Raw genomic sequence first — 14731 nt, forward strand, 5'->3', positions numbered from 1 at the left:
CCTTTCAGAAATCTATATCATCGACATTAGGCGAATTACCCCGAGCATCAATGAAATTCCCCGTGACTTCGAAAACTGGTCCTGCCCTCTTGCCAGCCGCGAAAATCAATACTAAACGGGCGCACCACACCAACACGGAGAGGTGCCGGAGTGGTCGAACGGGACGGTTTCGAAAACCGTTGAGCCTCTAAAGGGTTCCCAGGGTTCGAATCCCTGTCTCTCCGCCATTACCTCAAATCGTTCATTCCCATGCTCGGCAAGAACTGTCTCTCTGCTATATGTCATGGTACATGCGATTGAGTTCTGTCGATGACGAAATGCGTGAATGAAAAGCGTATAACTGTATGTTTGGTCTGCATATTCGCAATCCAGCGCAGTGAATGACGTCGCGTGCGGTATGCGGTTCAAACATGCCGTCGGGCGACCGGGCTGACGGATGATTGGAAACATCTGTTCCGTGTTGAGGTTTTAGCGTGGGTGCGGGCGACGTGGTGTTGATACCGCTGGCTCAGGTTTCGTTTTTGCGGGTTGAATCGATCAGCAGGTTTTCCGGTTCAATGCCCCGTTGTTCGGCGCTTGCCCGAACGGCGTTGCGCAGCGCCGAACTGCGAGACAAAAGAGAACGAAACCGCTTTTCGTCCAGAACAAGCAAGGTTGACGGAGCGATTGCCTGGACTTCGACCCGGCGCGGCCTGTTCATCAAGATCGCCATTTGGCCGAACATCTCACCCCGGCCCAGCCGCCACGTTTGTCCCGCAGTTTTCAGCTCAACCGCCCCCGAGGCTATAAAAACGACGCTTTTTGGTGCGTTGTCTTTGGGAACTATGACCTTGCCCGCATTGACATATCTGGTTTTCAGCGCCCGCCCCAGCCGTTTCGAAGCTTTTTCGTCAAGGTCGACAAACAGCGGAAACTGACGGACAAGCTCGCTCCGCTGTACAGCGATATCAAGCGTGGGGCGTGCTTCAGCAGAGTTCCTGCGTTCAGCCAGATCCTGCATGAGGGCCGTATAGACCTCGGCACCGATCAGGCCATCCTCGCGGATGGCAGTGTACTCTCGTTCCTCTAACCGCAGGGCTGTGCGACGGATAAAGCGGCGCTCCAGTTCCTCCGCGTATCCGGGGTATTGCAGCCGCAGCCCTTCCAGTGCCGTATCGACGCTTTCTATGCGCCGCGACAAAAGTTCGTGCAAAAGATCGGCAACGCGGCGCCCGTGAATTCTCCGTATCCGACCGTCGATGAACGCGGCCAGATCGCGCAGGATCAGGCGTTGCGACAGGAGGCGTTCGAAACGATCCGCAGTCAGGCGCACAAGGGGCTTTGAGAAGCCCAGCCTGCTGTGCAACACAACCGCTGTCCGAAAAGCCCGGCTATACGCAACCGACCGCCGCGCGGACCGCTGATAGCCGCTGCGGCCTCCGGCGTGGGTACCTTCGATCAAGCGGTCGGCTTCGGACAGGATCTGGTCGGCCATGCGTGCCGAAATAGTGCGTTCGCGTACGCGCTCCAGGATCGTCTCGCGTTCAAAGCCGGCAAGCGCGATCAGCCCCAACGTGACCCGGTCCCGGTCGAGGATGTCTTCGCTGTCTTCGGCAGCCTTCACCGCGTCGTCCAACCGTTCGCCGAATGTCTTTGCCTCGGACCGAACCGTTTCGTGTGTTAATTCATAAGCTTCGGTCGTGCGGGCAATATCTTCGCGCACGGTCTGAAGTGCCACCGCGACCACTTGTCGTGACATCGCCTCGTCTATCGGCGACAACCGATCCAACCCCAGCCAGCCGATCATCGTCCTGAGCGTCGTACCCTGCACGATCAACGTGAATAGCGTGAATCCGGTGGCCAGGATACCGACAAGGCGCTTGACTTCAACCGGGACGCGCAGGCTTTCGGTAACAGCCAGTGCCAGCGCCAAGGTAACGGCACCGCGCAAGCCGCCCCACAGAATAGCCGCGCGATACGGGCGATCAACAGCAGGCGAAAGACGCAGAAATGTCAACGAGGGCAACAGGCCGAACAGGATAACGGCACGTGCCGCCGTGGCCGCCAGAACAACCACGCCGATCAGCCCAAGATCGCTCAGCCTGACCTCTTCGAGCATTCGGGGGATCAGCAGAGCGGCGAGGATAAAGATCAGGGCCCCGGCCCAATGCGCCAGCAAATTCCACACATCGCGCAGGTTGCCCCACGCTTGCGGCGGCACGCGCCCCGGCCCGGCAAGGTTAAGCGTCAAACCGGCGGAAACGACAGCAATAACCCCCGACGCACCGATGCTTTGTTCTGCACCGATGTAGGCAAGGTAAGGCAGCGCTACCGAAACCGAGATGATAGCAAGCTCTTGTCGGCCGAACATCGCCATGATCCAGATCGCGATATGTGCGGCCACCCAGCCGGTCAAGGCACCTCCAGCGATCAAAACGGGGAACCGCGCCACCGCATCGCCCAGTTCGGGGTCCGGGGTGTTCAGCATCACAAACCCCATGAAAAGCCCGAACAGGGCGATGGCCGCCGCATCGTTCAGCAGGCTTTCGCCCTCGATGATCCGGGCCAGCCGTCGCGGTGCCGAGATTGATCGAAAGATGGATACCACCGCAGACGGGTCGGTCGTTGATACGATTGCACCAATCAAAAGACACGCCGCCAACGGCAAGCCACTGACCCAAGACAGCGCATAGCCCACGCTCAGCGTGGCGACGATGACCGCTACCACGGCAAGGACAAGTATCGGTACCCAATCGTCAAGCATGCGGCGCAGGTTCATCCCGAGCGTGGCTTGAAACAGCAACGTCGGCAGGAACACATATACAAAGACGTTCGACCGGATCGGCAGTCCGAGGATCGCCTCTGCCACCGGGTTCAGAGCATCGGTGATATTGGTGCGCAAAAAGAAAACGGCCCCCAGGGCAATGAGGATGCCGAGGATCGCAAGGATCACGCTATAGGGTAGCTTTACACGCTCCGCGAGAGGTTCTGCCACGCCTATAACAAGGAACAGCGAAGCGACGACAGTAGTGATCAGAACGATATCCATACCCAGCAAATATCAGCTTCGGATGGTATTGGAATAATGCAAATGAGATATCGACAGCAGATTATGTCCTTCGCGTGCCGCATAGGGTGCCGCGCTTGCCTGTGCACAGTCTGAAAGACTCGTTTATCAATCGCTAAGCGCTATGGCATGAAGGGCAAAACCATGCCCCTGGCGGTGGAGATGTTTCTGCCGACTGCACTTTATGAAATGCGTGAAGCCGAAGGGCAACGGGCAATCGCTGGTTACCTGTTGCCCCAATGGCTATACGACTTAATATTCAAGATTAGTATTCAAGACGCTTATTTTAGGTGCGCCCGCAGCATCCATGCGAACTTTTCGTGGACCTGCCCGCGTTCGATACACATGTCTTCCGTCAACGTATCGCCATGGTTCGCTGCGGTTTCGCCCGCGCCCGCGATTGTCTCGGCAAGGGTTTCTTGCGCATCTTTCATCAAACGGATCATCTCCTCCGCGGAAGGAGCCTCCTCTACCTCGGAGACCTTGGACCGCTTGAGCATTCCGGCCAGGGTTCCTTCGGCGTGGCCTTCAAGTGCCCTGATCCGCTCGGCCAGATCGTCTTGGGCCTTGAAGTGGTCTTCATAGATTGTCTGGAACAGGTCATGAAGCGTACCAAACGCCATTCCCGTCACATTCCAGTGAAAGTTCTGCGCCAACATCGTGGTCACAGCGGTTTCGGCGACAGATTGGTTTAGAGCTTCGATAATTTGTGCAGTCGCGTCAGTTGAAAGTGTCTGTGCGGTCTGGGTCATCTTTGTCTCCTGCATCATGGTTTGGCGCTGGTTGGCGAAACGCTCGCTTACTGGTGCAGACATAGCCCGACAAAGTAGTGCATCAAGAGAGCCCGACGATATTGTCGACTTGGTCGAAGCTCTCAACGACAGACCGCACCAAGAACACCAGATTTCGGTGGGCAGACTTCGGAACTTGCGAGTGGAGAAGGAAGGTCACGCTTGGCGTGTCGCCTGATTTCAGGCCCCGGGCGAGAGCCAGCAGCCAATTTTCGTCGAAAGATGTTTCTGATTCACCTGTCCGAAACATCACCGGGCGTCGGCCAAGCGCTTGATCCAGACAGCGCATCAGAACCTCGCAAGCGGCTTTGGCGGCAATTTGCCGATTGCCTGACAGAACGGCACATGCCCCAAAAAGATCGACGTATCGTTTTGAACGCGCATCTCGGGCGGCGTTGCGCAGATGGTCAAGAAGCGGCGGGACATCCGTGTGATGGTCATTCGTGAAAGCTGTGCCAACAGCCGGCTTGCGCCGTTCAGCGGTCATAAATCCGGTACCCTTTTTATTCTTTGGGCGGTCACGTGTCAGGCCAGAGCAACATTAGGCTGCCTTGTTCCCATTGATTACCGCAATGCTGGCAGTCTTGCCGTGACATTGTTTTTCATAAGCCTGTTGCCAGTGCTTATAGCGGCCCAATACAGCCTGCTGCGCGATGACCAGCTCGACAAATGCCTCGCGGTGTTCGGATTTCTTCAGTTTCTTGAAGGCTGATTTTTGCTTTTTGGTCATTGAGCAACCGATGCAGTGACCGGCACGTTTAAACTTGCACACGTTTATGCAAGGGCTGGGAACCTTGGTCATATAGTTTCTCCCCCGTCGCCTGACATTCCAACGCCTCACAAGATCTCAGCGGGACATTCAGGGCTAATGACACGTTGTGATATCTGACTAATACACTCGGAAATAAAGGGCAAGCGTCATTGTCATAGTGTTTTGGTCAAGAAAATGTTATTCGTGGCATCGATTACCCTTGGGCCAGAGAGGCTCGGCGCAAAATGAAACCGCCGCAAAGCGGGCAGGCTTTGCGGCGGGGGAAATCTGGTCCATAAAGGCTGGGGTTCAGCCGCTTACGGTTGCCTGCGAGGCAATATGGCGAATGTCGCCGCGCGCGATGCCGATATCGGCCAGATCGCGATCGCTCATCGCGGAAAGTTCATTATAGGTCTGACGCATCGCGCGACGTTGGGCGCGCTGGTTACGGATCGCGTCACGCAGGACACGCAGCTTTGGCATCAAACCCGAAACAGGGCTGGCGGTATATGTGGATGTATAGCTCATCTTGATTTTCTCTTTCACGGATATGCGGTGGCCTATCCACCGCAGACGGGTTGGTATGATTGTATGCTTGGGGCGTCATGCCCGAGGCACAGCTGGGTTAACTTGTGACAGCGCCTTGAGGTGCTGCGCGAAAAAGACCTGCAATCTTGCGCTTTGTAGAAGCGGCCCAAGACGCGATATACGCGCTGCGCAGGGCGGTGGCTTCGGCAAGAAGACGGTCGACTTCGATCGGGGTAGCGGTGTGATAAGTAGTGTCGGTATTCATTTTTCAGGCTTTCCGTTTCTGGGCTTCATTGCCCGTGACCCTCATATGTGCCCGCTTATGCAAAGGTGCAAACCATAGTCGTTATGCGTATTTTGCATGGCTCATCGGCAGGAAAACCGGTCGTGAAACCGCCTCATTCCCGCCCCGTGATCGGCAGTTTCATGGGGCAGCCTGTATTGACCGCCGAAGTTTTTTCGGCAGCTAGACAGGAGAAGTTCGATGCCCCAGACGAAACCCTATCCTCAAAAGCCCACAGGTCCGGCACAACCTACCGCCGCCCCTGCCCCCCCGTCTACGCGGAAGCCTCCACGGGTGATTTTCACGGATTTCGCCAGTATCTGAAAGTGACAGCACGGCACGATCGGTATAAATTGCACCTATGACCGACCCCGTATCTTCCATTCGCAACCTCGGCCCCGCCTTTGAGGAAAGCCTCGCGCGTGTGGGTGTCCACACGGCTGATGAGCTTCGCGAACTGGGGGCCGATGCCGCCTATGAAAAGCTGCTCAGGGCCGGCAGTCGACCGCATTTCATCGCTTATTATGTATTGGTGATGGGGTTGCAGGGGCGCCCTTGGAATGACTGCAAGGGTACCGAGAAAAAGGCGCTGCGCGTCAGGTTCGACGCGCTCAAGGCATCCGCACATGACCCGGCGGCGGCTGAGTTTGAACGCATGATGGACCTGATCGGCGTCAAGGATCCGTAAAGCGCTGCACACTGACAATGGCGGTTGGAACGCGACCGGGTGTCGATGCGTTGGAAACAAACCGCAACGACTAGTGTCTGGAGCCAATACATGTCGCAATCCCAACCAGAGGTGCAACGAGACCTTGACCGGCTGCGTGGGCTTGCCCGGCGGATGGATACCGCTTTCAAGATACCGCTGATCGGGGTTCGCGTGGGCTGGGATTCGATACTGGGTCTTATTCCAGGTGTCGGCGACGTCCTTGCCCTTGCTCCGGCTGGGTATATCCTGAAGGAAGCGCACAGACTGGGGGTGCCCGGTTCGGTTCTGGCCCGGATGGGTACCAATGTTGGCATTGACCTGGCGATCGGGGCGATTCCGCTTGTGGGCGATTTATTTGACATCGGTTGGAAAGCGAACACGCGCAACGTCGAATTGCTTCACCGTCATTTCCAACAGACCACACCGCCCGGGCGCGACCATAATGGCGAAGGTGCGCTTTCCTCGCACCATCCAACTTTGCGCGGCTAGATGCTGCGGCGCATGCGCAAAAGAGCCGCAATCGCTTGCGGCCCTTTGTATCGTTTCGTGAAGCTTAAAGCTTAGTGTCGCAAAGTCGAGGCTGGATTACCCAACCAGTTCCAGACCCGAGAAGAAATACGCGATTTCGACAGCGGCCGTCTCAGGCGCGTCGGACCCGTGGACCGAGTTTTCGCCAACAGATTCGGCGAATTCGGCGCGAATGGTGCCTTCGGCTGCGTCTGCCGGGTTGGTTGCGCCCATCACTTCGCGGTTCTTCGCGATGGCACCTTCACCTTCGAGAACCTGAACGACGACAGGCTCGGACGCCATGAATTCGCACAGTTCGTCATAGAACGGACGCTCGGCATGCACTGCGTAAAACACACCGGCTTGGGCTTTTGTCATGTGAATACGCTTTTGTGCGACGATACGCAGGCCTGCTTCTTCGAATTTGGCGTTGATTTTGCCAGTCAGGTTGCGGCGTGTCGCGTCTGGTTTGATGATCGAGAATGTGCGCTCAAGGGCCATGATAGCTCTCCTAGGTGAGGTTGATTTGGCCGCTCCCTAGCATGGGCCTTGTCACATGAAAAGCCGTGATTGACGCGGGGCCGGACATGGTTCACACCGCGCCCATGTTACGCATTTCAGAAATCAACTACTCCGTCGAAGGCCGCCCCTTGTTTGAGGAAGCCAGCGCCGTCATTCCCGAAGGCCACAAAGTGGGCCTTGTGGGCCGTAATGGTGCGGGTAAAACCACGCTGTTCAAGATTATTCGCGGTGAATTGGGGCTGGACGCCGGCGACATTTCGTTGCCGTCCCGTGCCAAGATCGGCGGCGTGGCCCAAGAGGTTCCATCGTCCGACGTGTCGTTGATCGACACAGTGCTGGCCGCAGACACCGAACGCGCCGCCTTGATGCATGAGGCGGAAACCACCAAAGACCCCTCGCGCATCGCAGAGGTACAGACCCGTCTTGCCGATATTGACGCCTGGTCTGCCGAAGGTCGCGCTGCGTCGATCCTCAAGGGGTTGGGTTTTGACGACCACGATCAGCAGCAGCCATGTTCGGCCTACTCCGGCGGCTGGCGGATGCGCGTCGCCCTTGCGGGTGTGTTGTTCGCCGAACCCGATTTGCTGCTTCTGGACGAACCGACCAACTATCTCGACCTTGAAGGGGCGTTGTGGCTGGAAAATTACCTGTCCAAGTATCCGCACACTGTGATCATCATCAGCCACGACCGCGGATTGCTGAACCGTGCTGTCGGCGGAATTTTGCACCTCGAAGACCGTAAGCTTACCTATTATCAGGGTAATTACGATCAATTCGCGAAAATGCGGGCCGAAAAGCGCGCGCAGCTGACAGCGGCCGCCAAGAAGCAGCAGGCACACAAGGCGCATATGCAGGCGTTCGTTGATAGGTTCAAGGCCAAGGCATCCAAGGCCAAACAGGCGCAATCGCGGATGAAGGCCATCGAGAAGATGGTGACGATCACCCCGCCTGAAGAAGCCGCGCGCAAGGTCTTTACCTTTCCGCAACCCGATGAACTTTCGCCGCCGATCATCAGCATCGAAGGCGGGTCCACAGGCTATACCGAAGGCCAACCGGTGCTGTCGCGCCTTAACCTGCGCATTGACCAAGATGACCGCATCGCCCTGCTTGGTCGAAATGGGCAGGGCAAGTCCACCCTGTCGAAGCTGCTTTCCAACCGGTTGGTGTTGTTCGAGGGCAAGGCGATCAACTCCAGCAAGCTGCGCATCGGGTTTTTTGCACAACACCAGGTGGATGAGTTGATTGTCCATGAAACTCCGCTGCAGCACATGATCAGCGCGCGCCCCGGCGTGATGCAGTCCAAGCTGCGCGCACAACTTGCGGGTTTCGGCCTGGGCCCCGATCAGGCTGACACCGAGGTCGGACGCTTGTCCGGGGGGCAGAAAGCTCGACTGTCGCTGCTGCTTGCCACCCTCGACGCGCCGCACCTCTTGATCCTCGATGAACCGACCAACCACCTTGATATCGAATCGCGCGAAGCGCTGGTCGAGGCGTTGACGCGGTATTCCGGTGCTGTGATCCTGGTCAGCCATGACATGCATTTGCTGTCGATGGTTGCCGACCGGCTGTGGCTGGTGTCCGACGGCACGGTGAAACCTTACGAAGATGATCTCGAAGCCTATCGCAAGATGCTGTTGACCGTTGAAAAACCGGTCAGCAAAAACGCAAAGCCAGTCAAGGAGCTGCCGAAACCCAAACGGGCCAGCCGCGACGATATCTTGGCGCTGCGGTCCGAGGTGCGCAACTCTGAGGCGCGGGTCAACAAGATTAACGACATGCGCGACAAACTTGCCAAAAAGCTTGCTGACCCTGCCCTGTACGAAAAAGACAAAGTCGGCGAACTTGAGGTCTGGAATAAGAAATATGCCGAAGTGATGGATGCATTGGAGCGCGCAGAAGCGCTGTGGATGGCCGCGCTTGAAAAGCTTGAAAAAGCCACGGCTTAGGGGTTTTATCGCGCCAGGGTTTATTGGGGGCCGGGGCATGGCCCCCGCAACAGCACATGATCACATTCGATACGGCTTACATGATCACCGCCTTTGCCACGATGGTCGTGATTATCGACCCGTTTGCAATCGGGCCGATGTTTCTTGCGCTGACCCCGGGGATGACCGCCCGTCAGCGGCGCCGGATTGCATGGCGTTCGGTTTTCATCGCCGGTCTACTTCTTTTGGTGTTCGCAGCCTTCGGCGAAGCGGTGTTGGGGTTTATCGGTATTTCCATGCCGGCTTTTCGCGTGGCGGGCGGCATTTTGCTGTTCCTGACCGCGCTTGACATGCTGTTCGACCGCCGTACCAAACGACGCGAAGGTCAGGCCGAAGCCGATGATGACCATGACGATCCTTCGGTTTTTCCACTCGCGATTCCATTGATCGCAGGGCCCGGGTCTATCGCGTCGGTGATCCTGCTGACGGGTGAAAAGCCAGGAATCGAAGGACTGGTAACGGTGATGACCATTACGTTTGGGGTGCTTATCATCATGGGGCTTACGATGCAGGCCAGCGGATACCTGGAAAGGGTTCTGGGCAAGGTCGGCATCAATGTCATCACAAGGCTGTTGGGAATGTTGTTGGCGGCCCTGTCGGTGCAATTTGTGCTAGATGGTCTCAGCGCGTTTGGATTTGCTCCCGGTCCGGGCTGATATTCAGCCGATGACCCCCCATATTCCTTTCAGTAGTCAAGGAAGCCGTCATGCCCGAAATTGAAACCAGCCGTCTGATCTATCTTATCCTGCTGTTGCTGATGGTGGCGGGATGGTTTTACATGCAAAACCGTCAGGGGCTGAACAAGTCTCTGCAACAGATCGCCGTCTGGGGGATGATATTTGTCGGGGTTGCCGCTGGATACGGGTTGTGGGGCGACATCACGCGCAACAGCGGGGTCCCCCGACAAAGCTACGAAACAGGTACCGGCGCTGTTACCATACCACGTTCCGCCGACGGGCATTATTACCTGACGGCATTGGTCAATGGCGAAGCGATCAGGTTCGTGGTCGATACCGGTGCAAGTGACATGGTGCTGACCCGCCAAGATGCAGAACGCGCGGGCCTTTCACCGGACACGTTGAACTATCTGGGGCGCGCAACCACCGCCAACGGAGAGGTCCGCACCGCCTATGTCCGGTTAAGCGAAGTGCAACTGGGCGAGGTCCGCGACTTCGATGTGCCTGCGGTGGTCAATGACGGGGAAATGCCGCAATCGCTTTTGGGGATGGGATATCTACAACGTTGGGGGCGGATCGAGATTGCCAACAACGAACTTATTCTAAAACGTTAAGTATGCCGCGCAAGCACCTTATGTTTCTGATTTTTTCTCCCATCTTCCGCTTTCTTCAGACCAGTATTGTGCACGTGCTCCGGCGTTTTTCAATTTGACCCACTGGCCCCGCGCCGCATTCAATGCAGCGTCGTCCAACCCGTCAAAAAGAATGCAGACGCGATCCAGCCTCGCCACTTCCTCGGGCGAGACATCGGCACCGTGGATCGAGAATAAACATGTTGCCCCGTTGGCGGCTTCCACCGAAGTGGTGAGCAAAATCGGCTGGTCCGCATCATGATCCCCCCCTGCGAGTCCATGCGCCAGGAATGCATCGTCGGGGCCACGCCACAACGCAACATCCATCTGGGCAAGCATATCGGCGTCTGTCCCGCGGATGACCACGCGCCAGCCCGCGCTGCGGGCTTTGCCCAGCAACATGGTCAATGTCTCGACCAATGGTCGCTGGGTCAGGTGGTAGAAATAGGCAACCCCCATTACCCTAGTCGGTCTCAAGCGTGTCAGAGATCAGGCGGTTCAGGGCGGCAACCCCCCAGCCGGTCGCGCCTGCGGGTGCCAGCGTGGTTTCGCTTTTGACCGACGCGACACCTGCGATGTCAAGGTGGATCCACGGGGTTCCATCCTTGATGAACCGCTTTAGAAACTGCGCTGCGGTGACCGAACCGGCGGGTCGCCCGCCAATGTTTTTCATATCCGCGATCCGGCTTTTCAAAAGCTTGTCATAGCCGGGGCCCATGGGCATGCGCCATGCGCCTTCGCCTTCGGTCTGCGCCGCTTTCAGAAAGGCATTACACAATGTATCATCATTCGAGAAGACGCCGGCGTTTTCATGCCCAAGCCCAATGATGATGGCACCTGTCAGGGTCGCCAGATCAATCACGCCGGTTGGATTGAACCTTTCCTGAGCGTACCAAAGCACGTCACACAGAACCAGCCGGCCCTCGGCATCGGTGTTGATGATCTCGACGGTGTCGCCCTTCATGGTCTTTACCACGTCCCCCGGCCGCGTCGCGGTGCTTGACGGCATGTTTTCCACAATTCCGACCAAGCCGACGACATTGGCCTTGGATTTGCGCAACGCAAGGCTGCGCATGACACCAGCCACGACGCCAGCACCGCCCATGTCCATCGTCATGTCTTCCATGCCGACACCGGGCTTGAGGCTGATGCCGCCGGTGTCGAACACGACACCTTTTCCCACAAGCGCCAATGGAGGCACGGTTTTCTCGGCCCCGTTCCAATGCATCACCACCACGTAGGACGGGCTGGCCGACCCCTGCCCGACGCTGAGCAGCGTGCGCATGCCCAATTCTTCCAACTTCGCTTCGTCCAGGATTTCGACCTTCAGGCCGATGGATTCCATTTCGGCCAGACGGTCGGCAAATTCGGTCGTGGTAAGGACGTTTGCCGGTTCATTGGTCAAATCCCGCGTCATAAACGCACCCTGGGCGATGGCCAGAAGCGGTGCGGCGGCGGCTTCTACCGCTTCGGGGTTTGTACACATGATGGTAACGGCCCCCTTGCGTGGCTTGCCGTTCGTCTTGCGATCTTCAAAGGTGTAGTCCCGCATCGCCAATCCAAAGCACAGTTCGGCCGCTTTGCGCAAACCACCCAACAGCGCCAGCAGGTCGGAATCCCCACGACGTTTTGCCAAGGCCGCTCCGGCCTTGCGCAACGTGGTCGCATCCGAGTTGTTCTCGAGCTTTACGACGTCAACCGCGATTGCATCCATGCCCGACGGATACCCAAGGCTTATTGCATCACCAGCCGACAGATCCGCGAATTCCTTACCGTTGACGAGCCGCTCTACCGCCCCCTTTGTCAACTTGTTGATCCGCCGCGCACCCGCGTTCATTTTGCCGCTTGCATCAACCGTGATGGCGACGCGGCCAGCATGGGTCTTGGCCTGATCTATATCTGTCTGGGCAAAGCTCATCGGCGTCAATGTGGTCATATAGGGCATCCCTTCAGTCATATTCTTGCTTAGACGTACCGCGCGAGGCCGACTAAGACCAGATAGCAGTTTTCGTGGTCGTAAAATTCATTTATCGTGACACGAAATTCCAGCCTCAGATCACCCAAGGGAAGCAGATTGGCAAAGTTCGACCGCTATATGTTGTCCCAGTTTCTGACCCTGTTCAGTTTCTTTGCGTTGGTCCTGGTTGCGATCTTCTGGATCAACCGGGCTGTCGTGCTGTTTGACCGCTTGATCGGCGACGGGCAAACCGCCCTTGTTTTTCTGGAGTTCACGGTACTGGGATTGCCCAAGCTCATCACGACCGTTCTGCCCATCGCCACGTTTGCCGGGGCTGTGTACGTGATCAACCGCATGACCAGCGAATCCGAACTGACGGTGTTGCAGGCGACGGGTTCTGGCCCTTGGCGACTTGCCCGTCCGGTTTTTATCTATGGCTTGTGTGTCGCGGCGATGTTGTCGGTGCTCACGCATTTTCTGGTGCCGATGGCGAACGCCCAGCTCAAGCAACGCGAAGCTGAAATCTCGCAAAACGTGACGGCACGGTTGCTGACCGAAGGCACATTCCTCCATCCTACCTCCAAAGTTACGTTTTACACCCGGCTGATCGGAGCAGACGGGGTGCTGCGTGATGTGTTTCTTTCTGACCGACGAAAGCAGGACGAGGGTGTGATCTATACTGCCGCCGAGGCCTATCTGGTACGAAACGGCGAAGGGACGACGCTGATCATGGTCGACGGTCTGGCGCAGCGGTTGCAGGCGGAGGGCAAGCAATTATCAACCGCCAAATTCCGCGATTTTTCCTTTGATATTTCCGCTTTGGTGACCAGCAAAGCCAATAGCGTCGCTTCAATAGATAGTTTGACGACCCCGGAAATCTTGGCCAACTGGACCGGGCTTGCCGAGAAGGTGAAGCAATCACAAGGCGCGCTGGTCGAAAATCTCGCCGCGCGCTTTGCCGAGCCGTTGTTTTCGGTGGTCGCCGCGATGATTGGCTATGCCACGCTGATCTTGGGCGGATTTTCGCGCTTTGGCGTGTGGCGGGAAATTGTGATCGCCTTTGGTCTGCTGATCGCGATCGACGGCCTGCGCGGCGCACTTGTCGACACTGTGCGCAACGATGCCAGCATGTGGCCGGTGATGTTTTTTCCCACTCTGCTTGGGGCCGCTCTGGTTATCGGCATGATCTGGCAAGCTTCCCATCCGGGGTGGACACGGCGCATCCGATCGCGAAGGAAAACCGCATGACTTTGCATTTTTACTTCGCCCGCCGGTTTTTGATGGGTTTCGTGCTTATCTCGACGGTACTGTTTGCACTGGTGACACTAGTCGACCTTGTGGAACAGTCGCGAAAATTCGGCAGCTATGAAATCGGCTGGGGGCGCATCCTTGCAATGACCATGCTGAACACCCCCGCGACGATGAACCTGATCCTGCCATTGATCATGATCCTCGCGACTGTTGTGTTGTTCCTGTCTTTGGCACGGTCGTCTGAACTGGTCGTGACCCGCGCCTCGGGTCGATCCGCCCTGAGCGCCTTGCAGGCCCCTGTCGGGGTGGCACTGATCATCGGGGTGATGGCGGTAGGCATGTTGAATCCCATCGTCGCAGCGACGGCCAAACGTTACATGCAACTGTCCGAACATATACGCTCAAGCGGCGCGTCGGCGCTTTCCATCAACGAAGAAGGGTTATGGCTGCGCCAAGGTGGCGAACAGGGGCAGACTGTTATCCGGGCTTGGCGCTCCAATCAGGATGCATCGGTCCTGTATGATGTCACCTTCCTGTCTTATGAGCCAAATGGCGGTCCGGTCCGGCGGATAGAGGCAGAGAGCGCGGCTCTCGAAGACGGCGTATGGATGCTGACCAACGTCAAATCGTGGCCGTTGGCTCTTGGTGTTAACGCCGAAGCAAATGCCGAAACATCCGACACCTTGTCATTGCCATCGAATTTGACCTTGGACCGGATACGCGAAAGCATAAGCGACCCCGGTGCCGTTTCCATCTATGATCTGCCCGCATTTATCAAGCAGCTTGAATTGGCGGGTTTCAGTCCGCGGCGTCACAAGGTCTGGTTGCAGGCCGAACTGGCGCGGCCGCTTTTCCTTGTTGCGATGGTTCTTGTTGCGAGCGCTTTCACCATGCGCCATACGAGGTTCGGCGGCACAGGGGTCGCGGTGCTGGCGTCGGTGTTGTTGGGGTTCGGATTGTATTTCATTCGCAGTTTTGCGCAGATCTTGGGCGAGAACGGGCAGATACCCGTGGTCTTGGCTGCGTGGGCACCGCCTGTCGCGTCCATTTTGCTGGCGCTTGGCCTACTTTTACACGCTGAGGATGGTTGAG

16 protein-coding genes and 1 tRNA gene are annotated in these 14731 nt (G+C 57.2%); 8 read left to right on the forward strand and 9 right to left on the reverse strand.

Translation table 11 applies throughout. The features are described 5' to 3' along the window. Window positions 1-136 precede the first annotated feature (136 nt). Window positions 137-227 (forward strand) — tRNA-Ser (locus tag AC13DE_RS19250). A gap of 281 nt (window positions 228-508) precedes the next feature. Here AC13DE_RS19250 and AC13DE_RS19255 read toward each other — a convergent pair. The 6 genes from AC13DE_RS19255 to AC13DE_RS19280 all read right to left on the reverse strand — a co-directional run bounded on the left by AC13DE_RS19255 (window position 509) and on the right by AC13DE_RS19280 (window position 5381). After that, complete coding sequence (locus AC13DE_RS19255; protein WP_483048735.1) at window positions 509-3028, reverse strand: cation:proton antiporter; 2520 nt, start codon at window positions 3026-3028, stop codon at window positions 509-511. A 299-nt stretch (window positions 3029-3327) separates the two neighbouring features. Next, window positions 3328-3798, reverse strand: coding sequence for a Dps family protein (locus AC13DE_RS19260; protein WP_446297187.1), 471 nt, complete (start codon window positions 3796-3798; stop codon window positions 3328-3330). An 82-nt stretch (window positions 3799-3880) separates the two neighbouring features. Further along, the gene (locus AC13DE_RS19265) at window positions 3881-4324 is read right to left on the reverse strand and encodes a hypothetical protein (protein ID WP_446312444.1); all 444 of its coding nucleotides are present in this window, start codon (window positions 4322-4324) and stop codon (window positions 3881-3883) included. 54 nt (window positions 4325-4378) lie between these two features. Continuing rightward, the gene (locus AC13DE_RS19270) at window positions 4379-4639 is read right to left on the reverse strand and encodes a DUF1289 domain-containing protein (RefSeq protein ID WP_446297185.1); all 261 of its coding nucleotides are present in this window, start codon (window positions 4637-4639) and stop codon (window positions 4379-4381) included. Between the two features lie 258 nt (window positions 4640-4897). Further along, a complete protein-coding gene (locus AC13DE_RS19275; protein ID WP_446297184.1) occupies window positions 4898-5116 on the reverse strand; it encodes a DUF1127 domain-containing protein in 219 nt (72 codons plus the stop codon). Between the two features lie 97 nt (window positions 5117-5213). Further along, on the reverse strand, window positions 5214-5381 hold the full coding sequence (locus AC13DE_RS19280; RefSeq protein WP_446297183.1) for an RSP_7527 family protein: 168 nt from the start codon (window positions 5379-5381) through the stop codon (window positions 5214-5216). Window positions 5382-5760: 379 nt separating this feature from the next. On the opposite strand from AC13DE_RS19280, the gene AC13DE_RS19285 reads away from it, so the two are divergent. Together AC13DE_RS19285 and AC13DE_RS19290 are read left to right on the forward strand one after the other, a co-directional pair. Beyond that, complete coding sequence (locus tag AC13DE_RS19285; protein ID WP_446297182.1) at window positions 5761-6087, forward strand: TfoX/Sxy family protein; 327 nt, start codon at window positions 5761-5763, stop codon at window positions 6085-6087. A 90-nt stretch (window positions 6088-6177) separates the two neighbouring features. Then, window positions 6178-6597: a DUF4112 domain-containing protein gene (locus tag AC13DE_RS19290; RefSeq protein WP_446297181.1), complete on the forward strand. Its 420-nt coding sequence runs from the start codon at window positions 6178-6180 to the stop codon at window positions 6595-6597. A 96-nt stretch (window positions 6598-6693) separates the two neighbouring features. On the opposite strand, the gene ndk is transcribed toward AC13DE_RS19290, so the two are convergent. Further along, window positions 6694-7116, reverse strand: a complete 423-nt coding sequence (ndk, locus tag AC13DE_RS19295; protein WP_005853549.1) for a nucleoside-diphosphate kinase — start codon at window positions 7114-7116, stop codon at window positions 6694-6696. A gap of 104 nt (window positions 7117-7220) precedes the next feature. Between ndk and AC13DE_RS19300 the strand changes: the two genes are divergently transcribed. The 3 genes from AC13DE_RS19300 to AC13DE_RS19310 are packed head-to-tail and all read left to right on the forward strand — an operon-like array spanning window position 7221 to window position 10413. After that, a complete protein-coding gene (locus tag AC13DE_RS19300) occupies window positions 7221-9083 on the forward strand; it encodes an ABC-F family ATP-binding cassette domain-containing protein (protein ID WP_446312449.1) in 1863 nt (620 codons plus the stop codon). A 56-nt stretch (window positions 9084-9139) separates the two neighbouring features. Next, the gene (locus tag AC13DE_RS19305) at window positions 9140-9778 is read left to right on the forward strand and encodes a MarC family protein (protein WP_446312440.1); all 639 of its coding nucleotides are present in this window, start codon (window positions 9140-9142) and stop codon (window positions 9776-9778) included. A 50-nt stretch (window positions 9779-9828) separates the two neighbouring features. Continuing rightward, complete coding sequence (locus AC13DE_RS19310; RefSeq protein ID WP_446297178.1) at window positions 9829-10413, forward strand: retropepsin-like aspartic protease family protein; 585 nt, start codon at window positions 9829-9831, stop codon at window positions 10411-10413. An 18-nt stretch (window positions 10414-10431) separates the two neighbouring features. Here the strand turns inward: AC13DE_RS19310 and AC13DE_RS19315 are convergent, their stop codons facing one another. Together AC13DE_RS19315 and AC13DE_RS19320 are read right to left on the reverse strand one after the other, a co-directional pair. Then, window positions 10432-10890: a DNA polymerase III subunit chi gene (locus tag AC13DE_RS19315; protein ID WP_483048736.1), complete on the reverse strand. Its 459-nt coding sequence runs from the start codon at window positions 10888-10890 to the stop codon at window positions 10432-10434. Window positions 10891-10894: 4 nt separating this feature from the next. Next, the gene (locus tag AC13DE_RS19320; RefSeq protein WP_483048737.1) at window positions 10895-12367 is read right to left on the reverse strand and encodes a leucyl aminopeptidase; all 1473 of its coding nucleotides are present in this window, start codon (window positions 12365-12367) and stop codon (window positions 10895-10897) included. Between the two features lie 138 nt (window positions 12368-12505). On the opposite strand from AC13DE_RS19320, the gene lptF reads away from it, so the two are divergent. Together lptF and lptG are read left to right on the forward strand one after the other, a co-directional pair. Beyond that, window positions 12506-13636, forward strand: a complete 1131-nt coding sequence (lptF, locus tag AC13DE_RS19325; protein ID WP_483048738.1) for an LPS export ABC transporter permease LptF — start codon at window positions 12506-12508, stop codon at window positions 13634-13636. Continuing rightward, window positions 13633-14730, forward strand: a complete 1098-nt coding sequence (gene lptG, locus AC13DE_RS19330) for an LPS export ABC transporter permease LptG (protein ID WP_446312436.1) — start codon at window positions 13633-13635, stop codon at window positions 14728-14730. Before lptF ends, lptG begins: the two co-directional genes overlap by 4 nt. Window position 14731: the final 1 nt, after the last annotated feature.

The sequence above is a fragment of the Sulfitobacter sp. L-8 genome (assembly GCF_056859255.1).